Origin of the sequence: Paenibacillus periandrae, assembly GCF_022458865.1 — a bacterium.
Classification (GTDB): Bacteria; Bacillota; Bacilli; order Paenibacillales; family NBRC-103111; genus Paenibacillus_S; species Paenibacillus_S periandrae.
This window is the reverse complement of sequence record NZ_JAJNMU010000014.1, coordinates 163,641-184,190: the sequence shown is the minus strand read 5'-3', so window position 1 is coordinate 184,190 and position 20,550 is coordinate 163,641. Positions and strand designations below refer to the sequence as shown.

Annotated in this window: 21 protein-coding genes and 1 riboswitch; of the genes, 17 read left to right on the top strand and 4 right to left on the bottom strand. The window is 45.7% G+C overall.

The annotated features are described in order from the left end of the window. The first annotated feature begins 27 nt into the window (after window positions 1-27). The 6 genes from LRL21_RS23820 to LRL21_RS23795 all read left to right on the top strand — a co-directional run bounded on the left by LRL21_RS23820 (window position 28) and on the right by LRL21_RS23795 (window position 7,130). Window positions 28-1,092 carry an ABC transporter substrate-binding protein gene (locus LRL21_RS23820; RefSeq protein WP_240418359.1) on the top strand — a complete coding sequence of 355 codons (1,065 nt, stop codon included), beginning with the start codon at window positions 28-30 and terminating at the stop codon, window positions 1,090-1,092. A gap of 4 nt (window positions 1,093-1,096) precedes the next feature. Further along, the gene (locus LRL21_RS23815; protein WP_076234003.1) at window positions 1,097-1,876 is read left to right on the top strand and encodes an ABC transporter ATP-binding protein; all 780 of its coding nucleotides are present in this window, start codon (window positions 1,097-1,099) and stop codon (window positions 1,874-1,876) included. Beyond that, complete coding sequence (locus tag LRL21_RS23810) at window positions 1,857-2,744, top strand: ABC transporter permease (RefSeq protein WP_240418292.1); 888 nt, start codon at window positions 1,857-1,859, stop codon at window positions 2,742-2,744. The genes LRL21_RS23815 and LRL21_RS23810 overlap by 20 nt, the downstream gene beginning before the upstream one ends. Before the next feature lie 516 nt (window positions 2,745-3,260). Next, complete coding sequence (locus tag LRL21_RS23805) at window positions 3,261-4,094, top strand: AraC family transcriptional regulator (RefSeq protein WP_240418291.1); 834 nt, start codon at window positions 3,261-3,263, stop codon at window positions 4,092-4,094. A 92-nt stretch (window positions 4,095-4,186) separates the two neighbouring features. Beyond that, window positions 4,187-5,176: an aldo/keto reductase gene (locus tag LRL21_RS23800; RefSeq protein ID WP_240418290.1), complete on the top strand. Its 990-nt coding sequence runs from the start codon at window positions 4,187-4,189 to the stop codon at window positions 5,174-5,176. A gap of 559 nt (window positions 5,177-5,735) precedes the next feature. Next, on the top strand, window positions 5,736-7,130 hold the full coding sequence (locus LRL21_RS23795; RefSeq protein ID WP_420832482.1) for a hypothetical protein: 1,395 nt from the start codon (window positions 5,736-5,738) through the stop codon (window positions 7,128-7,130). Between the two features lie 31 nt (window positions 7,131-7,161). On the opposite strand, the gene yyaC is transcribed toward LRL21_RS23795, so the two are convergent. Continuing rightward, window positions 7,162-7,749: a spore protease YyaC gene (yyaC, locus tag LRL21_RS23790; RefSeq protein WP_240418288.1), complete on the bottom strand. Its 588-nt coding sequence runs from the start codon at window positions 7,747-7,749 to the stop codon at window positions 7,162-7,164. 138 nt (window positions 7,750-7,887) lie between these two features. Between yyaC and LRL21_RS23785 the strand changes: the two genes are divergently transcribed. From LRL21_RS23785 to LRL21_RS23745, 9 genes are all read left to right on the top strand, one after another. Beyond that, a complete protein-coding gene (locus LRL21_RS23785; RefSeq protein WP_240418287.1) occupies window positions 7,888-8,634 on the top strand; it encodes a creatininase family protein in 747 nt (248 codons plus the stop codon). 2 nt (window positions 8,635-8,636) lie between these two features. Then, window positions 8,637-10,040 (top strand): hypothetical protein, encoded by a 1,404-nt coding sequence (locus LRL21_RS23780; protein WP_240418286.1) that lies wholly within the window; start codon window positions 8,637-8,639, stop codon window positions 10,038-10,040. A gap of 102 nt (window positions 10,041-10,142) precedes the next feature. Further along, window positions 10,143-10,853, top strand: a complete 711-nt coding sequence (locus tag LRL21_RS23775; RefSeq protein WP_240418285.1) for an iron-containing redox enzyme family protein — start codon at window positions 10,143-10,145, stop codon at window positions 10,851-10,853. 72 nt (window positions 10,854-10,925) lie between these two features. Then, entirely contained in the window at window positions 10,926-12,404 is a 1,479-nt protein-coding gene (locus LRL21_RS23770; RefSeq protein WP_240418284.1) for an aldehyde dehydrogenase family protein, read from the top strand. A 43-nt stretch (window positions 12,405-12,447) separates the two neighbouring features. Next, window positions 12,448-12,921: a GlcG/HbpS family heme-binding protein gene (locus LRL21_RS23765; RefSeq protein ID WP_240418283.1), complete on the top strand. Its 474-nt coding sequence runs from the start codon at window positions 12,448-12,450 to the stop codon at window positions 12,919-12,921. Between the two features lie 86 nt (window positions 12,922-13,007). Then, window positions 13,008-13,292: a 2Fe-2S iron-sulfur cluster-binding protein gene (locus tag LRL21_RS23760; RefSeq protein ID WP_240418282.1), complete on the top strand. Its 285-nt coding sequence runs from the start codon at window positions 13,008-13,010 to the stop codon at window positions 13,290-13,292. A 59-nt stretch (window positions 13,293-13,351) separates the two neighbouring features. Continuing rightward, a complete protein-coding gene (locus tag LRL21_RS23755) occupies window positions 13,352-13,825 on the top strand; it encodes a RidA family protein (protein ID WP_240418281.1) in 474 nt (157 codons plus the stop codon). A gap of 21 nt (window positions 13,826-13,846) precedes the next feature. Further along, complete coding sequence (locus LRL21_RS23750; protein ID WP_240418280.1) at window positions 13,847-14,143, top strand: hypothetical protein; 297 nt, start codon at window positions 13,847-13,849, stop codon at window positions 14,141-14,143. Between the two features lie 148 nt (window positions 14,144-14,291). Next, window positions 14,292-14,969, top strand: coding sequence for a GntR family transcriptional regulator (locus LRL21_RS23745; RefSeq protein ID WP_240418279.1), 678 nt, complete (start codon window positions 14,292-14,294; stop codon window positions 14,967-14,969). A 130-nt stretch (window positions 14,970-15,099) separates the two neighbouring features. On the opposite strand, the gene LRL21_RS23740 is transcribed toward LRL21_RS23745, so the two are convergent. The 3 genes from LRL21_RS23740 to LRL21_RS23730 all read right to left on the bottom strand — a co-directional run bounded on the left by LRL21_RS23740 (window position 15,100) and on the right by LRL21_RS23730 (window position 16,653). After that, the gene (locus LRL21_RS23740) at window positions 15,100-15,447 is read right to left on the bottom strand and encodes a 2Fe-2S iron-sulfur cluster-binding protein (RefSeq protein WP_240418278.1); all 348 of its coding nucleotides are present in this window, start codon (window positions 15,445-15,447) and stop codon (window positions 15,100-15,102) included. 127 nt (window positions 15,448-15,574) lie between these two features. Further along, window positions 15,575-16,189 carry a nitroreductase family protein gene (locus tag LRL21_RS23735; protein WP_076233991.1) on the bottom strand — a complete coding sequence of 205 codons (615 nt, stop codon included), beginning with the start codon at window positions 16,187-16,189 and terminating at the stop codon, window positions 15,575-15,577. A gap of 173 nt (window positions 16,190-16,362) precedes the next feature. Further along, a complete protein-coding gene (locus tag LRL21_RS23730; protein WP_240418277.1) occupies window positions 16,363-16,653 on the bottom strand; it encodes a hypothetical protein in 291 nt (96 codons plus the stop codon). Then, a riboswitch (cyclic di-GMP riboswitch) is annotated at window positions 16,634-16,725 on the bottom strand. Its footprint overlaps the gene before it by 20 nt. 349 nt (window positions 16,726-17,074) lie before the next feature. Between LRL21_RS23730 and LRL21_RS23725 the strand changes: the two genes are divergently transcribed. Next, window positions 17,075-18,742, top strand: coding sequence for a PAS domain S-box protein (locus LRL21_RS23725; RefSeq protein WP_240418276.1), 1,668 nt, complete (start codon window positions 17,075-17,077; stop codon window positions 18,740-18,742). A 210-nt stretch (window positions 18,743-18,952) separates the two neighbouring features. Beyond that, entirely contained in the window at window positions 18,953-20,515 is a 1,563-nt protein-coding gene (locus LRL21_RS23720; RefSeq protein ID WP_240418275.1) for a type 2 periplasmic-binding domain-containing protein, read from the top strand. The last annotated feature ends 35 nt before the right edge of the window (window positions 20,516-20,550 follow it).

Genomic DNA, 20,550 nt, shown 5'->3' with positions numbered 1-20,550 from the left:
AGGGAGGATGAACAAACCGTGATAAAAATGAACAAACTGGGTTGTCTGCTGTTATCCACTGTGCTATTGACGATTACTGCGGGCTGTGGAACCGCTTCTGTGACGGAAACGAGTGCGAAACCGGCTGCAGAAGCGAAGATGGAAGTAAAAACAGAGGTCAAGAAAAGCGAGGAAATCAAAACCGTTAAATTTTCCGAGGTCATCCGTTCGATTTTTTATGCTCCCCATTATATCGCGATGCAAAAAGGTTTTTTCAAGGAAGAGGGACTGAATGTCGATATGAACACGGCGCAGGGCTCGGATAAGGGAGCAGCCGCTTTAATTGCTGGCGTGGCCGATATTTCATTGGTAGGACCGGAAACCGCCATTTATATTTATAATCAAAAAGGGGATAAAACGCTCAAAATTTTCCACCAGCTGACGATCAAGGACGGTTCCTTCCTAATGTCACGGGCGAAGCTGAATGGCTTTAAATGGAGCGATCTGGAGGGGAAATCCGTAGTCGGATGGCGTCCGGGCAGTGCTCCGCAAATGGTACTGAACTCCAAGCTGCAGCAGGAAAAGGTGAAAGCCGAGGTGATCACGAATATCGCTTCCCCGGCAATGGCGGGCGCTTTTACAAGCGGTAAGGGTGACTTTATTCAGGTGTTCGAGCCCATCGCCTCTACTTTGGAAAAGGAAGGCAAAGCGTTCTATGCAGCAGCTGTAGGACAAGCGTTTGGTCCATTCCCGGAAACCTCTTACGTCGCAACGTCGGATTATATTAAGAAAAATCCAGAGACGATTCAGAAATTCGTTAATGCCGTTGCCAAAGGAACCAAGTGGTTGAACACAGCTTCACCTGATGAAATTGCCGAAGCCTTGATGCCTTTTTTCGAAGGAACACCGAAGGATATTATCATTCAATCGATCGACCGATACAAGAAGCAGGATACCTGGTCGGCTGTTCCTGAATTGACCGCAGAGCAATTTGAGACCTTGCAAAAAATGCTGATCGAGAACGAAGTGCTGAAGCCGGACCAAAAATTAACTGATATGGGAGCCGTCGTGGATATGAGCTTTGTGAAAAATATCGGAAAGGCAGGGAAATAAGCCTATGGCACAAATTGAATTAAACGATATTGGCTTAAGTTATTTCACGATCAAGCAGGAAACAGAGGCTTTGAGAAGCGTTAATGTTTCCATTGAGCAGGGGGAATTTATCTCTATTGTAGGACCGAGCGGCTGTGGGAAAAGCACGCTGCTCTCCCTCGTTTCCGGCATGGTGAAGCCAACAAGCGGCAGAGTGCTTATTGACGGACAGGAGGTATCGGGCACTTCCCCGAAGGTCGGGTATATGCTGCAGCATGACCATTTGTTCGAATGGCGCAATATATTGAGCAACCTGCTGGTAGGGGCCGAAATTCGCAAGATGGATTTAAAGAAGGCCGAGCATAAGGCGCTTGATTTGATGGAGCGTTATGGCTTGGGTGGTTTCGCCCATCACAGTCCTTCACAGCTCTCAGGCGGTATGCGCCAACGGGTGGCGTTAATTCGTACGCTGGTGACCGAGCCGGATATTTTGCTGCTGGATGAGCCGTTCTCCGCGCTTGATTATCAGACCCGTTTGACGCTGGCCGATGAAATTTATGGAATCATCAAGGATCAAGGCAAGACGGCGATTCTGGTTACCCATGATATATCGGAAGCGATCAGTATGGCAGACCGGGTTATGGTCATGTCCAAAAGGCCGAGCACAATCTCCACTGTTTATTCGATACAGCTGGGTGAAGGTACAGATGTCACGCCATGGAAAAAGCGGGAAGCAGTCCGCTATAAGGAATACTTCAATGTCATATGGAAGGAGTTGGAAGGCCATGTCGTCGCTACCGGCTAGTAAGCCCAACGTCGTTACAGAAGCACGGATAGAGCAAGTCCCGACTTTGATCAATGTTAAGGATAAACCGAGATCGCCGCAGTACCAACAATATTTGAAAACACAAAAGCGCAGGTTGTGGATGATTCGTTTAGCACAGCTGCTGGTATTTACTGCTTTTATCGTCCTATGGGAGCTGGCTGCCCAGTGGAAATGGGTGGACTCGATGCTGACCAGCAGGCCGTCGCAGTTAATTACCTCTTTTCAGGAGCTTGCTGTAAAAGGGAATTTATTCAAGCATACGTGGACGACCAGCCTGGAGACCTTGATTGGCATTGTGGTTTCGATGGTATTGGGGATCGGAATAGCTATTGTTTTCTGGTGGTCAACCTTTGCCTCCAAGGTGCTGGAGCCGTACATTGTCGTGTTGAATGCACTGCCCAAGGTCGCGCTTGGCCCTATATTTTATATATGGCTGGGTGATCGTTATTCGGTTTATGGTATGGCCATTGCGATCTCGATTATAGTGACGATCATTATGATCGAGAGCGGCTTTAAGGAAATTAGCAAAACAAAGCTCAAGCTGATGGAATCGTTTGGTGCTACCCATTGGCAAATGCTGCGTATGGTGCTGCTGCCCGCGAGTATACCGAATGTGATCGCGACTTTGAAGGTGAATGTAGGCTTGACACTGGTCGGTGTGATCATGGGAGAATTTTTATCGTCCAAGGCGGGTTTGGGCTATATGATCATATATGGCGGTCAAGTGTTTCAGATGAATATGGTGATGGTCAGTATTGCGATGCTGGCTGCGTTATCGGTGGTGCTGTATGGGCTGGTCAATGTCGTTGGGCGGTTTGCGATGAAGAAATACCATATGGAGGGGTAAAAGACCGGTGAATAAGTCCAGCTGCGCGGCCAAATATCCTTCCGATCGCTGTTGTTTCCGCATTTTTTTGATTGTATAAGAGATTTAGCGGTAAAATTACGCAAACAGCATATGCTTTCGTAGTCGCTTTCTTACAGAAAGCGTGTAGGCGAACGCTAACGCTTCTCCAGGACCATTTGGCCGCTCCGCTCTGTATTCACCGGTCTTCTAAAGGTTAAAAAAATAAAGGTCGCTGTTCCTTGTATTTATAAGGAAAGCGGCTTTTTTACGACCTTGTAGGTTTCCGGCTTCGTTATGCACCGCCGCTTTCCACATGATATTATTGTAAGAGGATGCGCCGCCCAAAGTGATATTGATGATTCAACTTCAGCATCATACAAAGATATTACGTTACAATGATGCCCGGTTTCTGATAATATCAAATCATCAACTTGGAAAGCTTGAGAAATCAGGTTTCTCTTTTTTTATAGAGCACAAGGGCTGATCAATAATTTCACAAGGGAAGCAGGATAAGACGTGGCTACTTTTAAGCACAATCAGGAACGGTTGTTTCGGGATGACCCGGACCTGCACCTCCTCTATTGGGGGAAGGAAGATTGCGTTCCCGGGCATTCCGTAGGACCGGGAGTCCGAGATGTATATAAGATTCATTTTATTCATAAAGGAAAAGGTAAGCTTCAGGTTGGAGATCAAACGTACTCACTATCTTCGGGCCAAGCCTTTCTGATATACCCGCAAATCATCACCTTTTACGAAGCGGATCGCTTGGATCCTTGGACATACTCTTGGGTAGCCTTTCATGGAGCGCAAGTAGAATCGATTCTGTCTCGTACCCGACTGTCTCCGGAGCAGCCTATTATTCCGATGGATTGGAAAGTAATGCCCGGGTTATCCGATCAACTAACGGAAGCCTCCTCTCAGGAGGTAACCCGTGATTTAGCAATAAAAGCTTTGATGTACGAGTTTTTATCAGTCCTGGTGAGTGTGGTCCCAGCTTATCATACAGCACAGACGAATCCGAAAAAGCAGGCTAAGTACGTCTTTCAGAGCATAGAGTTTCTCCATGCCCATTATAACGAAAATATTACAGTAAGCCAGTTAGCTTCCTTTCTGGGTCTGGACAGAAAATATATATCCGTCTTATTCAAAGAGTCAGTAGGCATACCGCCACAGCAGTACCTTCTCCGGTATCGGATTAACAAAGCTGCAGAATTGCTCGAGAGAAGCAGCTACTCGATAGGAGAGGTGGCAAGCTCTGTTGGATACAAGGACTCGCTTTTATTTTCAAAAATGTTCAAAAAAATGAAAGGTGTTTCACCAAAGCATTATCGGCTTCTTCTCATTGATTAAGACATTATTCCATAAAGTTCATCCTTGATGACATTGGATTTGTGGTAGTTGTCCGTTACAATGTTATTAATTTCTTAGAGGAGGTACATATTATGGGGTATTTGGCAGATTCACAACGATACGACAAGATGACATATAGGTATTGCGGTAACAGCGGATTAAAGCTTCCGGCTATTTCATTGGGGCTTTGGCATAATTTTGGAGGTATTGATTCCTTAGAGAATGGAAGAACTTTGGTTAGAAGGGCGTTCGATTTAGGAATTACCCATTTGGACTTGGCCAACAATTATGGCCCGCCTGCAGGATCGGCAGAGGAAACCTTCGGTAAATTGTTAAAGGATGACTTGGCAGCTTACCGCGATGAGCTGGTCATTTCGACAAAGGCTGGTTATTACATGTGGCCTGGACCGTACGGCGAATGGGGCTCCAAGAAGAGCTTGGTCGCCAGTCTGGACCAAAGCTTAAAACGGATGCAGCTGGATTATGTGGATATTTATTACCACCATCGTCCGGACCCTAATACACCGCTGGAGGAAACGATGGCGGCGCTTGATCTCATCGTGAGACAAGGAAAAGCGCTGTATGTGGGAATTTCCAATTACCAGGCCAAGGAAGCGCGTGAGGCGTCACGCATATTGAAGAGATTGGGTACGCCATGTCTGATTCATCAGCCTAAATATTCCATGATGTCCAGATCCATAGAGAACGGATTGCAGGATGTGCTGGAAGAGGAAGGCATTGGCAGCATTGCCTACTCACCATTAGAAAAAGGTATTCTAACAGATCGCTACATTAACGGGATCTCGCCTGATTCGCGTGCTGCAGGACCAAGTGTATTCCTGAAGCCGGAAGATATTAATGAAGAGCGGGTATTAAAAGTAAAAGAGTTAACCCTGCTGGCCACGAATCGTGGGCAAAAGCTTTCCCAGATGGCATTGGCTTGGGTACTGCGTGGAGGTCGGGTAACTTCGGCTTTGATCGGGGCAAGTAAGGTAAGCCAGATCGAAGATGCTGTTGATGCTTTGCGTGTGCTGGATTTCACCGAGGATGAGCTGTCACGCATCGACGCTATTTTGAAATAAATATCAAGTAAATTACACAACGAAACGGCTGCCCCGAAGGAGACGTTTCGTTTTTTGTTGCAGCCTTATGATGCTAACTTGGAGTTAACGACATACAGTTCATGATATGTAACTGCTGTTGTTCCATCAATTTTGTAAAAATATTGGACTAAAATAATTTTGTATACCATATACAATAAACCTTATATTTTGTTTAAAAGTATGTTAATATACTAATGGATGCGCTTTCAATATGTTCAAAAAAATAGAATAGACTTTAAAAATCGTAAAGAAAGGGTGAAAGCAAGGGAAGAGATGGATAACTGAAGGTATCTTGTGAAACATGTCTGGTTTAAGTTAGAAAACATAACAAATATATCCCCCGCCAAACCATTAAAAAGTCGTAAAATCTAATAAATCATAAAATAATTGTATACCAAATGCCATAAAACTCTATTAAGAACTAATAATCTGTGATACAATTCGTTTGAAAGGCAAATAATCGCTGAAACGAGGGATGTCAATGATTACAATCTCGCATTTTATGTATGCTTTAGTGACAGTAGGAGTAATATTGGTAATGTTATTTCGACGAGGTGTAATCATTCCGACTTTGGTTGGAACCTTCCTGATCGGATGGATCTACAAGGGCAGTATAGTCAGCGGATTTCAAGCGGTATACAATGCTAATTTGACGGCAGCCAAGGAACTGTTCACTATTTTTCTGATTATCACTTTTATGGTTGCTCTATTGGCATCACTTCGCGATATCGGTGCAGACAGGCGAATGGTACAACCGATTCAAAAGCTGATGGTGAACGGTCACATTGCATTTTTCGTACTGGCATTAGTCACCTATGTAATCTCGCTGTTCTTTTGGCCTACCCCTGCAGTCCCGCTAATCGGAGCGCTTTTGATCCCTGCGGCGATTCGTGTTGGACTTCCGGCAATGGGAGCGGCGATGGCGATTGCTCTTGCCGGACAAGGGATGGCATTGTCTTCGGATTATGTCATGCAGGTAGCACCAATGCTGAGCGCCAAGGGGGCAGGTTTACCTACAGCTCTGGTTGCCGATAAAGCGATGATATTATCATTGATTACCGGTGTTGTGTCACTGGGTGGAGCTTATTTGCTAAATCGTAAAGCGATTCGTAAGCCTGTTACGACCGAGCTTCAGGATGAACAGGCGGCTGCGATTAAAACTCAGATGAGCACGGAATATTTGGAAGCAGCAGCAGCTATCGAAACGGTTGATCCTACTGTCCATCGGTGGTCGAAGTTCTTTTCCATATTGGTTCCGTTGTCGATGCTCGGTGTGATCGTGGTCATGGCTGCAAGTAAATTCGGAGGCACAAGCATGGGGGGCTTCGAGGGAGGAGATGGGGCTGCTTTTATTGGCGGTGTGGCGGTCATCCTGCTCATTCTTTCCTGTACGGTGTTTTCCAAATTCAAGGCTTTGGATAATATTAGTGAGCATCTGATCGAAGGCTTTGTGTTTGCTTTTAAAGCGATGGGACCTGTTATTCCGATTGCGGGATTTTTCTTTCTTGGAAACGCCGATTTCTCCAAAAGCATCCTGTCGCTGGGCGAAGGTGTGGCGGCACCCGCTTTTCTGTACGATCTGGTCATGTCCATTCAATATGCAATTCCTTCTAATAGCTTCATAACTGCATTTGGTATTCTGGTGATTGGGATCATTGCCGGACTGGAAGGCTCGGGGTTTTCCGGGCTGCCGCTAACCGGTTCCTTATCGGGTGCACTAGCGCCGACGGTGGGCATGGACCCTTCGGCCTTGGCTGCAATCGGACAAATGGGCTCCGTATGGTCAGGCGGAGGAACATTAATTGCTTGGTCATCACTCGTTGCGGTTGCAGGCTTTGCAGGTGTATCTGCGATTGATCTAGCCCGCAAAAATTTCCTGCCTGTCATTATTGGACTCTCCGTATCAACGATCATAGCTATTCTGGTTTGGTGATGAGCAGCAGTTTGGATTTTCCTGCTAAGGCTTAGCTTGAAGCCTGATTGCCCTTGGAATTGACGGATAACAGATGAGGAATGATTTCCTGACTGGCCTTGACCAAGATCCGGCTGATGACGGCGGCCATTTCATTAACAAAGGTTAAGCTTGTATGCTCCATAACCTTATGATTGAGAGGGCCATGATTATTAATGATGCCTTTAATATGGATATGTCCGATGGCATGCAGCTGTTTGCCAAGTCCGGCTCCGGGCTGAAGCGGTTCTTCTACTAATTGAAGCGTGCCGATTTTGTAAAATTGGCCCAGACATGCGTCAACGGCAATGATGTAAGCTTGGCTGTGCCTGTTTGCGATATAGGATAAGGTTCTCTGTAAATTCAGCGCATGAACCGGCTTATCCAGTGTACCGTAAATATGGACATGACGATTGCCTTCGAGTCGTTCGAACAATCGGCTCCCGACAACGGGGCCTAAGGAGTCCCAGGAGTAACGGTTCGTCCCGATACAGACGACGACGATTTCCGTATAGTCGGTTTTTTTGGAAAAATGCTTGATCAATGCCTCGGATAAAAAGGCTGCTGATTTCTTATCCAGATAGTGGATATGATGCAGCATGTGCACGCACCCGCTTCCTTGTAAATGATCTCTATAAATCATAAACCAATTCACTACAAATAACAAAAATACGTGTGAGTGTTTGTTTTTTTGGTATACAATGAACAATATATCATATATTGAGAGGAGGCTAAAGCAATGGCAACATCTTACTGTTTAACTCAGATGACATGGCCGGAGGTTGAGCAGGCTCTTACAACAGTGAAAATAGCGATTATACCGCTCGGAGCTCATGAGCAGCACGGGCCGCATATGCTTGAAAGCTGCGATGCCGTTCTTGCTGAAGAAATGGGTAAACGATTAACCGAACGGTTATATCCGGAGGCTATTCTGACACCTACTATTAATATGGGAATATCGCCGCACCATATGCATTTTCCCGGTACGATCTCTCTGGAGCCGACTACATTAATTGCCATTCTGAGAGATATGATCAAATCGTTACAGCATCACGGCATTCAGAAGTTTCTTATTTTAAATGCTCATGGAGGTAATCAGGCTACGTTAGGGGTAGCTGCCGAGATGCTTACAAGGGAGCTTAATACTCAGATTTATTATGCCAAAACGACGGCATCAGCCAAAGATGTGATGGATCGAAGACTGGAGTCCAAGCTGTATGGGCATAGCTGTGACCGCGAGGTTTCCGAGGCCATGTATTTGGCTCCGCAGCTGGTACGGCCGGATCAGCTGGAAAAAGCCGATTTGACAGAGGGCAAATGGAAAAAGCTGCGTCCTGGCCAGGTGCTGCAAGGCTTTTACTATTATGAGGAAATGACGCGCAACGGATGCCTTGGTGATGCGACCAAAGCGACCCGGGAGATCGGAGAGGAAATTGTCGAGACGGCTCTGGAACGCTTAACCAAGGCTGTTCAAGACATGCTGTAAATATGAAACAAGCTATTTTTATTGGGGCTATCGCTGCTTATCTGGTCTCGGTTGTATATCCGAGCGACTTTCTGAAATGGACCATCTCCATAGTAAGCGTATGTATTGTACTTATGGTGTTTGGTTCTGTCAAGCGGTTTGTCCAAGGATTAGGCGTCGTATTTCTGGTAACGGGCATGAGTTTGTTATGGATACATAGGGTGCCTTGGAGCAGCTATATCCTTGGCTTTGGCAATATGCTTAATATATTAAGCTTGTTCGCTCTCATCCCGTTAATTGCTCTTCCGATTGAATTAGGGCAATATGCATTCCGGGTGCAGCATAGGATTCAAAGTAAAATCAAGCATTCCGGGGTGCTTTACGCGATTACATCGCTTATGTCTTATATATTAAGCTCCTTTATGAATGTGGCCACCTTGCCCATGGTATACCATACGATTCGTCCTGCTCTTGATTTATATCCGATCGAGAAGAAGGAAAGATTTATTAGCCGTGCGATCACACATGGCTACAGTATGCCGATTGTGTGGACGCCGGTGGCGCCGATTGTCGGGGTAATCGTGGAAATGACGGGCGTTCGTTGGAGCTCGATTTTGCCGATCATGATCCCGTTCAGCTTAATTGGTCTTGTCCTGGATTGGTTTATGGGACAACAGATTGCGAACCGCCGGGCCAGACTGATTGGACAACTGGCTGTGGATGAAACCTCTGCTGTCCGTGAAAGTGCGGTCGAGTCTGGCTTGCAGCAGCTGGAGCAGAACAAGAAGAATCATCCTATGCACATTATAGTTGCGATTATTGTATTTAATGGTCTGCTTTTTGTGCTGGAAACCTTTACGTCATTCAGCTTTCTACTGCTGGTGTCCTTGTTAGTGATTCCTTTTGCCTTTGTATGGTCTTTGCTGCTGGGCAAAGGAAGAGCTTTTATAGTAGAAGGTAAAGCGATGCTGTCCGAGCATTTGCTGAAGATGAGGGAACAGTTTTTTGTCTTTTTGAGTGCTGGTTTCCTGATTGCTTCTATTCAAGCTACGGGTGCAGGACATGAGATTAACCTATCGATTATAGCGATAAAAGATTTCATAGGAGCCGATATGTTTCTATTGTGTATTCCCTTGATTCCGCTTGCTCTCGCCTTTATTGGCTTGCATCCTGCTGTAGGCTTGGCCTTAACGGCGGAGTCGCTGAATCCGCAGTCCTTGGGGATTTCTGTCGAGTTAACGGCTATTGCGATGTTGACCGGGGCGGCGACGGCTTTTCTCATGGGCCCCTATAATGCAACCGCGGGGATGATGTCCAGTCTGACAAGGGAGAGTCCATACCAAATATCGAATTGGAATGTGCCGTTTACAACGGCTTATATACTACTGGCAATGGTGCTGCTGATGGTGCTGAAAAATATAGGTTGACAGATAAGCCCAGACAGTCAATAATAAACCTATAACAAATTTGGTATACAATATACCAAAAATAAAAAATTACCATCTTACAATTTGAGAGGAGAATTACCCATGACACAAACCGTAACGAAGTCCCGCTTAATGAACAAAGAGGAATTCCGCACTGCTTTGGAACAAGCCATTGAAGGTAACGCTGTTGCTAAGGCTCCTTTTACAATCATGTGGGCGAATGGTGAGTTGAAAAAAGAACATTTTGCCAGATGGGTTGAACAGCATTACGCATACGTTGGTCCATTTGCTGAATACCTGGCTTATATATTTGCGAACTGCCCGCATCAGGATGCGAGAGATTTTTTACTGCAAAACATGTGGGAAGAGGAGTTGGGCGGCGATCGTCATACTGATTTGCTGATCCGCTTCGGTGAAGCGTGCGGTACAACAAGGGAACGTGTGGAGTCGATGGAGCACCTGCTCCCAGAAACGATCGGCCTGCAATCCTGGTGCTATCGGATGGCTTTCAAGGAAAACTTTTTATTCGCGACTGCGGCATTGGTTGTCGGCCTGGAATCTCAGGTGCCTGCCATTTATCGCCGTCAAACACCGACGCTTCGTGAAAAGTACGGGTTTACTGATGAAGAAGTGGAATTCTTCGATCTGCATATCGTGTCTGATGAAATTCACGGCGAACGCGGTTATCAAATTGTGTTGGAATATGCCAAAACACCGGAGGATCAGCAGCGCTGCATCGCCATAGTGGAAGAAGCTACGAAAATGCGCAGAATGTATATTGCAGCGATCTCCCGTGAATTCGGATTAGGATGAGCATAAGTATAAGTATAAGTATAAGTATAAGTATAAGTATAAGTATAAGTATGAGTAAGGAAGGAGATTGTTATGGCGATTGAAACGGCAGTACAAACCTTCAAAAACTTGATTGATGGACAATGGGTGGACTCGATAAGCGGGAACACCTTCATCAGTACGAATCCTGCTCAGGTCACAGATATTGTCGGACGGTTTCAAGCCTCTGGTGAGGAGGATGTACAGCAAGCGATGGAAGCCGCAGCACGCGCTTTCCAGACCTGGCGTTACACGGCTCCAAGCAAACGGGCGGAAATTTTGTATCAAGCAGCGGATTTGCTGGAAAAGAATCTGGAGCTGTACGCGGAGGAGCTGACTCGTGAGGAAGGCAAGACGTTGGCCAGCAGCCGGATGGAAGTGAAACGCTCCGCCCAGACCTTGCGCTATTACGCTTCAGAGGGCTTGAATGTAGCCGGAAGTACGCTGCCTTCAGATGATCCAACAACTTTTGTGTATACAAGAAAAGAACCTTTAGGTGTTGTCACTGTGATCACGCCGTGGAACTTTCCCATTTCGATTCCCGTACGCAAGATCGCCCCGGCCCTGGTCACTGGCAACACCGTAGTGTTCAAGCCAGCCTCCGATACGCCGCTCATTGCTTTTCGTCTCGTTGAGGTGCTTCATGAGGCAGGCTTGCCGGCAGGCGTACTTAATTTCATAACCGGTTCGGCTTCGCAAACGGGGAAACCATTGGTTACACATCCGGCAGTCAAAGCGGTAACCTTTACAGGCTCCACGGGTGCCGGGGAGAAAATCAATCAATCGGTTCGTTTATCGACGCGTGTACAGCTGGAGCTCGGCGGGAAAAACCCGCTTGTCGTTCTTGAGGATGCTGACCTTGATCAAGCGGTTGAATTGGCTATCAAAGGCGGCTTCGAATTGACGGGTCAGGCTTGTACGGGTACCAGCAGAGTTATTGTGATGGATGCTGTGCATGAGCTGTTTGTAGACAAATTGATTGCCAAGACGGCATCGCTGACCATAGGAAATGGAATGAACAAAGGGATTGAAATCGGACCTCTGGCCAATAAAAGTCAATTGGATAATGTATTGGATTACGTCAATATCGGCAAGTCAGAAGGAGCCGGGCTGGTGTATGGTGGTGAGCATCTGAGCGATGGCGAATACGCAAACGGCTATTTTGTAAAACCGGCGATATTCACTAATGTGACACCGAGGATGAGAATTGCTCAGGAGGAAATATTCGGACCCGTTATATCAGTTATTCGTGTACAAAGCTTCAAAGAAGCCATTGAGATTGCCAATGACATCGAATTTGGGTTATCTGCGGCAATCTGCACAACCGATCCGAACCGTGCTCAATACTTTACTCAGCATATCGAGGCTGGTGTTGTGAAGATTAATCGACCGACAACAGGCGTAGCCTATAACGCGCCATTTGGCGGGATGAAAATGTCCAGTACGGCCACCTACCGGGAGGCGGGACGTTCCGCAGTCGATTTCTACCTGCAGGAAAAAACAATCTATAATGGCACTCATAGTATCGAATAAAACGTAGAACGTTTTAAAAGACAGACGTGTATGGAGGAATCGGATGAAATCCGTGTTGAAGCTGGAACTCGAAGAAGCGAAAGTGATGATGGAAGCGGCCAAGCAGGCTGCGGTCGATGCCAAAGCTCTGGAAACGATCTGTATTGTTGACGATGGCGGGTACGTCATTGCGTTGGAGCGGATGAACGGCGGCCGAATTACCGGTCCGGAAATCGCAATTGCCAAAGCTTTTACCGCAAGTGGACATAAGCGTTCAACCCATTTATTTAATCAACCTGGTGGACCGGCAACGACTACAGGGGAAGCATTCGGCATTCATGCGATGCTTCCTGGCAAATTCGCTATTTTTGTCGGGGGCTTCCCGATTGTAGTGAATGGCGAGGTTGTAGGCGGCGTGGGTATTAGTGGCGGCAATGGAGAGCAGGATACGGCTGTGGGTGTGGCGGCACTGAAGGCGCTGCAGAGCTATTTGGGCAACGAATATGAAGTGATTACCGCAGCAGATATCAAGAAATAAACGGCAGTGAGGCCAGAAGCGCCCTTGAGCTGGCAAGAAGTGACAACAGCTTTGGCCTGGATTCAGCTGCAGATGGAGGTGCTTCTATGCCCATTGTGAAATTACATCACAACGATCAAGTGTATCAACAGGAAGTCAGTGCGAATAGCAATCTGGTTGTTTTAGCCGGAATCAAAAAATTTCCCTATCTGAAATATGGCTGCGGAATGGGGAAGTGCACCAAATGCACGGTCAAGGTTCTAGCTGGGGGAGAGGGCCTTCCCGAACCGAACTGGAAGGAAAAGAAAATGCTGAACGGCAAGCTGGAGGAAGGCTTTCGCCTTTGCTGTCAATTGTATATTAACGAAGATGTGGAAATCACACAGGAATAAGCTCATTATAAGCTGACTTGCGTAGCAACATGAACAAACAGCCTGAGGAGGTCTAGTGCTTGCTGCAGCCTAAAGGACGAATCGAAGCGAAGCTGGTAGAACTGAACCTTGTATTGGAAGCCGCTCCCAAGCCAAGTGGCAATTATGTACCGTATACGATGGTGGCTCCATTGATCTACTTGAGCGGTGTCACCCCCAAAGCAAATGGTGTGCTGAAATATAAAGGTAAAATCGGTCAGGATTTAACGAAGGAAGAAGGCTATCAGGCAGCCCGTCAATGTATCATTAACCAACTGGGCACGCTGCGTTCGGCACTCGGAGATTTGGACCGAATCGTCAGTATTGTGAAGCTGGAAGGCTTCCTGAATGTAGGTTCAGATTTCCACGAGCTTCCTTACGTGTTGAATGGTGCTTCTGACTTATTGGTCGAGGTGTTTGGCAGCGCAGGCGTTCATGCACGCTCGGCAATAGGGGTTGCCTCGTTGCCTGGTGGTGCTGCTGTTGAAGTGGAACTGATTGTTCATTATGAATGATGATAAGGGGAGGTAATGACAATGAGTGAATTTATTTTGGTGTCCACCACAGAACGTTACCGTACGGTAACCGACAATCCGAATCTGGAGAAGGTTGCCGACTACGAATACTATTTTTTTGGAAAAAAGAAGACAACCTTCTCGATATGTCGGATCAAAAGTCAGGATGCGAGAATTGTCATTCAAGGTGTGTCCGAGGTGTTTGCCGACAACAGCATTCCGCTAAAGGTATTTCCTAAGTTCGAAACGACCGCCGAGATCGAAAAGGAAATTTATGAGCTGGACCAGGATGAGGAAAGTAAAATTCTCAAGGTATAAGCATGACGATACGGTAAAAAGCAATGAAGGTGTGCAGGAGATGATAAGCCTGCCCTTTGTTGCTTTTTTTTGCGATGTAAATTGAATGTTGGAATTATAACCGTATATCGATTAAACTTAAGGAAATAACCACATGGAGGTATACCAGATGCCAGACACGCCAGTCATATGGAAAGATGAAGAGTTAAGCCCCATACGGGATAAGGTTTACCAATATGTCAAACAAGCCATAGTTCAGGGCATATATAAATCAGGGGAACGTATTATTGAACGTGAGCTTGCGGACCAATTGAATGTAAGCCGTACGCCGATTCGTGAAGCGTTATTCCGACTCGAATCGCAGGGCTTTGTCAAAACGTTGCCGCGTAAGGGGGTCGTTGTCTCCAAGCTTTCCCCGGAAGAAATTATTGAAATCTTCACGATATTGGCGGCGCTGGAAAGCCTGGCCATGAAGATGGCTGCGCAAAAAGCGGAGCCTTCCCATCGGGAAGAATTGAAGGTTATTATTGAAGAGATTGATCAGGCGCTGACGAAATCGAATTTTGATCAAGTGGATTGGAAGTTCCATTTTAAAATCAATGATGTCATCTGTCGTGCAGCGCAAAGTCCGAGATTAACGCAAATGCTCGACGGGCTGTCCGATTATATCCGGGCCTTTGTTCATTTGGGCTATGAGCTTCCAGGTCGGCTGCGTAAAGCTATGGATGAGCATAGGGATTTGGCCAAGGCGGTGTATAACGGAGAGGGAGAGCTTGCCGAAAGCTTGACCAAAATCCATCTGGAAAATTCCAAAAAAGCGTATATGGAAGCACTGGAAAGAGAGTAAATCGAGCAAGTCAAACAAGAGCAGCAGGGTTCAATTGACCTTGCTGCTCTTAGGCGTGGGTTCTCCTTGTGTTGTATCGAGGAAAGCTGCATTTGAAAACACGCATGTAACTATATCGAACACACATCAATCAGGAGTTTTTTTGAGCGGAGTTGGCCATTTGTCTTTGTGCTACTTTGTTTCTGCGCTCAAGATCTGCTTCATCCCAGGCTACTGTAACATCCCCGACGATAAACGTTTGGCAAGCCAAGCGGTATCCTTGATCAATAGCCTCATTACCTAGTCGATCAAGCTCTTTTTTCATGACTTTACTGAGATTTTCCTGTCCATCTACAATTCGCACACGACAGGTTCCGCATAAGCCGCCACCGCATTTAAAGGGGACCGAGCCCTCGTATCGAATGGAGGTTCTTAACAAATTGGCATCCGGTTGTACATCAATGGTTTTACCTGATGTTAGGAAATGAATAGATGGCATAAGGTATCCCTCCTTCTAAGTATGATTATATTTTATCACATAACTTTGGTTTATGGTATACCAAAAATGCAAAAATGCAAAAACAAAAAGGAGACAGCATGGTCTCCTTTTTGTTGAATTAGATATATTAAACGTTGAGCTTTCCTTCTATAACAACTTCGTTCAGAGGACGGCGTGTATTTGGCAACTCGCGCTCCCGCAAACCTTCAGCAAGTGTAAGCTTATCACCTTGATAGCCAAGTGCGACAACTGCATGAAGCTCCCATGTGTCTGGAATATTCAATGCCGTGCGTGCCTGATCTCTAACGAAGCCGCCGATAGCATGAGTGACCAATCCAAGCAGCTTGGCTTGCAAAGCGAGTGAGCCCCAGGCTGCACCGCTATCGAAGGCGTGAGCGCCGTTAGGATCGCCATTCCCTCTTTTTGTATCGGATGCTACAAGGATGAGAACAGGGGCTTTGGATGCCCATGAGCGATTGAATTCAACAAGAAAGTCATGGAACACAGCGAGCTGCTCATCAGTTTTGGCTACAAAGAAACGCCAAGGCTGGTCATTGAACGAAGAAGGTGCCCAATGAGCTGCTTCCAATACGGTATTTAAATCTTGTTCAGAAACGGGTTGATCGGAGTATGCACGTGGAGACCAGCGATTTAAAAATAATGGTGTGACGGGATATTCGGGCTTGCGGTGTGCTTGAACTTCCTCTGTTGCTTGTTCGAATACAGTACGCTGATCACTCATGAATAATTACCACCTTTTTCGTCGGAATTAGCTTATTAAATATATCATACTTACAAAAAGTCCGCAATGCAAACAAATGTATGATCAGACAAAAGCTCATTGTCCGTTAGCGATATACACAAAAACAGCCAAATCCTCTCTTGCTCAGAGGGAGATTTGGCTGTTAGTGCTGTTTAATGTACAATGTCTTGCTGCAAACCGATTATATTCAGAATTTCCTCTAGGGACTGCTTAAAAAGGAGGATTTTATCAAATTCCATCTGTTTCATCTCATTGATGATATCTTTGGAGGTTGCGTAGCCGACATATTCTCTTAAATCCATTGTCATCTCTTGGAAGGAATTGCTGTCGTTTTTTAACACGAACATGGAATCACCTCTTGTAGTTTGTAGGACAACAAAAAAACCCAACCATAAAGCCATATAATGAGGGTTTGGTTGACCCTTTGGCGGTCTGGCAATCATAGCTCCTTCGTGCAGAGCCTTAGACCCATAACTTTGCGTCCTTATTTTTCAATAAGTATGCCATTATCAGTGCTTGTCGAATTATGATGTTATATTCAGAATATCAGGTAATCGTGGAACAGTCAATACATAGTATTTTAGACCTATTCGTGAATCGATTAGGTATATATAACTATGCAGCGTATAGATGGTTTGGGTGGGAGTTATGGCACATAAGCACAAACGATGCAGTTAGAAATTAGGTTGGAATATTTGCAATCAACAAAGAGATTGTATCCAGTCGGGCTTATGCCGATTTCAACTCGTTTGTGATTGAATCACTTTAACAAAGTGTATAGGATTTTACTTAGATTATTTGGTCGAAATCTGTTATGTTATAGGTAACTATTCTTAAATCCAACGAATCGCGGGGCGATACCCATTGCAGAATATACATCATGAGAATGATTTGTTTCTTAATGCTTTCAAGTATGCCCCTATAGGTATTGCGCTGGTTGATCTGGATGGAAAATGGCTTAACGTGAATCCTTCACTATGCAAGCTGCTGGGCTATACGGAGCAGGAATTTGAAGCAACCAGCTTTCAGGTTATTACGTACCCTGACGATCTGCCAATTGATCTAAATTACCTACAAGCGACGCTGGACGGTAAAATTACCAGCTACCAGATTGAAAAAAGATATATTCATAAGCAGGGTCACACGGTGTGGGCGCTGCTGAGCGTATCGCTTGTTCACAATCAGGATGGGACACCCAAATATTTTATTTCGCAAATTGTCGATATTTCCAAGATGAAGCTCGCCGAAAAAGAAATCAGTGATTTGAACGATACGAATAGAAGTATTCTGGATCATATTTCGGACGCTTTTTATTCACTGGATGCGGAGTGGCGCTTTGTTTATATGAATAGAGAGGCCGAAAAGCATCTGGGTAAACAAAATGACGATTTGAAGGGAAAGGTTCTATGGGATGAATTCCCCGAGCTGGAAATGACGGAATACGGCAGCTATTTTCGGGAATCCTTTACTCAGAAAATGAAGGTTCAGTTTGAGGAATATATACCAGCCACTGAGGAATCGGATGAAAAGTGGATCGAAACCCATATTTATCCGACCAAGGAAGGCTTGTCTGTTTATTTTCAGGATGTGACGAAGCGCAAATTAACCGAGGAGAAGCTAAAGGGCAGCGAAGAATGGTTTCGAATGCTTGCGGATTACTCAACAGATATGATTACCCGCCATACTCCGCAAGGCAAATGCACATACGTTTCCCCCGTTTGCAGTACCCTGTTAGGTTTCCAGCCAGAAGAGTTGATTGGAATCTGGGGTGACTCGCTGCTTCATCCGGATGACTACCCGCAAATCATTTCCATGTATAATGCTATTTTGAACACCCAGCAGATTAATACCTTCAGCTTTCGCATCCGCAAAAAAGACGGCGACTATATATGGTTTGAAACCACCTGTCAAACGATCCTTGATAAAAGAGGAAGAGTCAGGGAGATCATAGCCGTTTCCAGAGATATTACGGAACGCAAGTCATCTGAGCTCAAGATGCAAGAGGTGAATGAATTACTGATGAGGCTCTCGATGACGGACGGATTAACCGGCATTGCCAACCGTCGCTGCTTTGACGAGACGCTGGAGCGTGAATGGGGAGTCGCTGCCAGATATGGTCAGCCGATATCGCTGCTGCTGTGTGATATTGATTTTTTTAAATCGTACAACGATACGTATGGGCATCAAGGAGGCGACGCTTGTCTGCAGCAGGTTGCTCATACGATAAAAAGAGCGCTGAAACGGCCTAATGATTTCGCGGCGCGTTACGGCGGCGAGGAGTTTTCAGTGATATTAACGAATACCGACAAGAACGGGGCTTGTAAGGTAGCGGAGAGGATCAAGCAATGGGTGGAGGAGCTGCAGATTCCTCATCTTACATCGAAGGTAAGTGATTTGGTTACGATCAGTATTGGCACAGCAACCTTGATTCCTTCGGCACAGCTCTCGAGTAGCTTGTTGATTGAGTACACCGATAAATCGCTCTACATGGCCAAGCAAGGCGGGAGAAATAGAGTGGTAGCCTATGAATAAGCCGAATATGTAAGATTGGGATCGTGCAGGTATTCGCTTAAAAGCGGATGCCTCTTTTATTTTTTAGGTTATTCAACTGTGGGTAAGGACAAACTTTAAAAACAAAACACAACACGACTGTAAAAAAACACATATCGTATCCCGTGCAGGAAGGGTAAGATGGTGAAGCCAAACACATTGGTTAATAACATAAGGAATGGGATGGATAGAATGAAAAAAATGCTTGGTACAACATTGGTTGGCATCATGGCAGTCAGTGCAGTTGCAGGCTGTAGTACAGATCAGGCAAGTCCGAAATCTGGCAATGCCGCAAAAACTAATGAGAAACCGAAATTTTCGATGTCGATGGCGACAAGCGGTAATAAATATGCCGAAAAATCGGGTGATATTAATAAGGAAAAATGGGTCAACAAGCTTGAAGAGCTTGCCAAGGTGGATATTGATATTCGAATGATTCCCCTGAAGGATTTTGATCAAAAGATGTCGCTGATGTTTGCTTCCAACGATATTCCTGATGTGGTGCAAAATGTCGGAGGTGCTACAACAAAGGGAATGTCCGGTTCTATTGAAGCTGGTATTTTTATGCCTCTTGACGATTTGCTAAAGCAGTATGCGCCAACTATAATGAAAGCGGTACCAAAAGAAGCATGGCAGGAAACAAGCTTCAATGGGAAAATTTACGGGATTCCGTCCTGGTTATCCAATCCTTCGCGAAGAGGGCTGTTCATACGGGCTGATCTGTTAGCCAAAACCGGGCTGCCAGCACCGAAAACGGTCGATGACTTTTTGAATGTCATGAGGGCGATGAAAAAGGCAGGCGTTGAAAATCCTTATCAATTGCGGGAAAACTTCAAGTATGCGGATACGATTCTAGGAGCCTATGACGTACTCCCGTCACAATTCGAAGTGCAGGGCGAGCAGGTGGTACCGAAGTTTTTTGATGTGGAGAATATGACGAAAGCGCTGCAAGCTTACAAAACGATGTTTGATGAAGGCCTCATTCCCAAGGATTTTGCTTCAATCAGCTCGACTGAATACGGTAAAAATATCGAAGCCGGCAAAGTTGGCATGTGGTCAGCCAATGCCCAAGGGTTATCCAACTATCGCAACAAGGCAGCTTCAGCAGTACCGGAAGCGAAGATCGAAATTATCCCTTCACCTCGTGGACCGGAAAATCGTGGCGGACATGTGCTCTACTCAAGCATCAATACCTCCTACTACATCAACAATAAGGTTTCCAAGGAGAAGGCAATTGAAATCGTTAAATTCTTTGAATGGATGACGACGCCTGAAGCAGAAAAGTATTTTTCATTTGGGATCGAAGGCGAAACGTATACGATGGATAACGGTAAAATTAATTTCAAGCAGCCGACTACACCTGATGCCATTGATGAGGATGGATTCCGCAGCATGTTCTGGTTCGTGCATGATACGATCTATAATAAAGCCAGAGAAGAGCTGACGCAGGACGGTCGTGACATGATGAAGTACATGGATACCGTGATTTCCAAGGAAGGCTTAGGCTCCCTGCGGTTTGTTCCGTCGCTTGAATCGTATTCCCGTTATCCGGATGTCGCTCCTCTTGGTGATGATACAGGTCCGAAATTAATTATTGATCATATGGTTAAGATGATTTATGGCAAGGAGCCGATCTCGGATTGGCCAAAAGTTATTGAAGAATACAAGAGCAAGGGCGGCAATGAGATTCTGAAAGAAGCTACAGAGCGCTATAAAAAGAAAAATGGTGTGATCACTGCGGAAAATAGAGGCTAATACAGGCAATGGGATCGCCTTGGTCATGGAGCCGA

Bases quoted from the DNA above. Each gene is read 5' to 3' on its own strand.
- LRL21_RS23820 (WP_240418359.1), top strand. From the start codon at position 28: ATGAACAAACTGGGTTGTCTGCTGTTATCCACTGTGCTATTGACGATT.
- LRL21_RS23815 (WP_076234003.1), top strand. From the start codon at position 1,097: ATGGCACAAATTGAATTAAACGATATTGGCTTAAGTTATTTCACGATC.
- LRL21_RS23810 (WP_240418292.1), top strand. From the start codon at position 1,857: ATGTCGTCGCTACCGGCTAGTAAGCCCAACGTCGTTACAGAAGCACGG.
- LRL21_RS23800 (WP_240418290.1), top strand. From the start codon at position 4,187: ATGGGGTATTTGGCAGATTCACAACGATACGACAAGATGACATATAGG.
- LRL21_RS23795 (WP_420832482.1), top strand. From the start codon at position 5,736: ATGTTATTTCGACGAGGTGTAATCATTCCGACTTTGGTTGGAACCTTC.
- yyaC (WP_240418288.1), bottom strand. From the start codon at position 7,749: ATGCTGCATCATATCCACTATCTGGATAAGAAATCAGCAGCCTTTTTA.
- LRL21_RS23785 (WP_240418287.1), top strand. From the start codon at position 7,888: ATGGCAACATCTTACTGTTTAACTCAGATGACATGGCCGGAGGTTGAG.
- LRL21_RS23780 (WP_240418286.1), top strand. From the start codon at position 8,637: ATGAAACAAGCTATTTTTATTGGGGCTATCGCTGCTTATCTGGTCTCG.
- LRL21_RS23775 (WP_240418285.1), top strand. From the start codon at position 10,143: ATGACACAAACCGTAACGAAGTCCCGCTTAATGAACAAAGAGGAATTC.
- LRL21_RS23770 (WP_240418284.1), top strand. From the start codon at position 10,926: ATGGCGATTGAAACGGCAGTACAAACCTTCAAAAACTTGATTGATGGA.
- LRL21_RS23765 (WP_240418283.1), top strand. From the start codon at position 12,448: ATGAAATCCGTGTTGAAGCTGGAACTCGAAGAAGCGAAAGTGATGATG.
- LRL21_RS23760 (WP_240418282.1), top strand. From the start codon at position 13,008: ATGCCCATTGTGAAATTACATCACAACGATCAAGTGTATCAACAGGAA.
- LRL21_RS23750 (WP_240418280.1), top strand. From the start codon at position 13,847: ATGAGTGAATTTATTTTGGTGTCCACCACAGAACGTTACCGTACGGTA.
- LRL21_RS23745 (WP_240418279.1), top strand. From the start codon at position 14,292: ATGCCAGACACGCCAGTCATATGGAAAGATGAAGAGTTAAGCCCCATA.
- LRL21_RS23740 (WP_240418278.1), bottom strand. From the start codon at position 15,447: ATGCCATCTATTCATTTCCTAACATCAGGTAAAACCATTGATGTACAA.
- LRL21_RS23735 (WP_076233991.1), bottom strand. From the start codon at position 16,189: ATGAGTGATCAGCGTACTGTATTCGAACAAGCAACAGAGGAAGTTCAA.
- LRL21_RS23730 (WP_240418277.1), bottom strand. From the start codon at position 16,653: ATGATTGCCAGACCGCCAAAGGGTCAACCAAACCCTCATTATATGGCT.
- LRL21_RS23720 (WP_240418275.1), top strand. From the start codon at position 18,953: ATGAAAAAAATGCTTGGTACAACATTGGTTGGCATCATGGCAGTCAGT.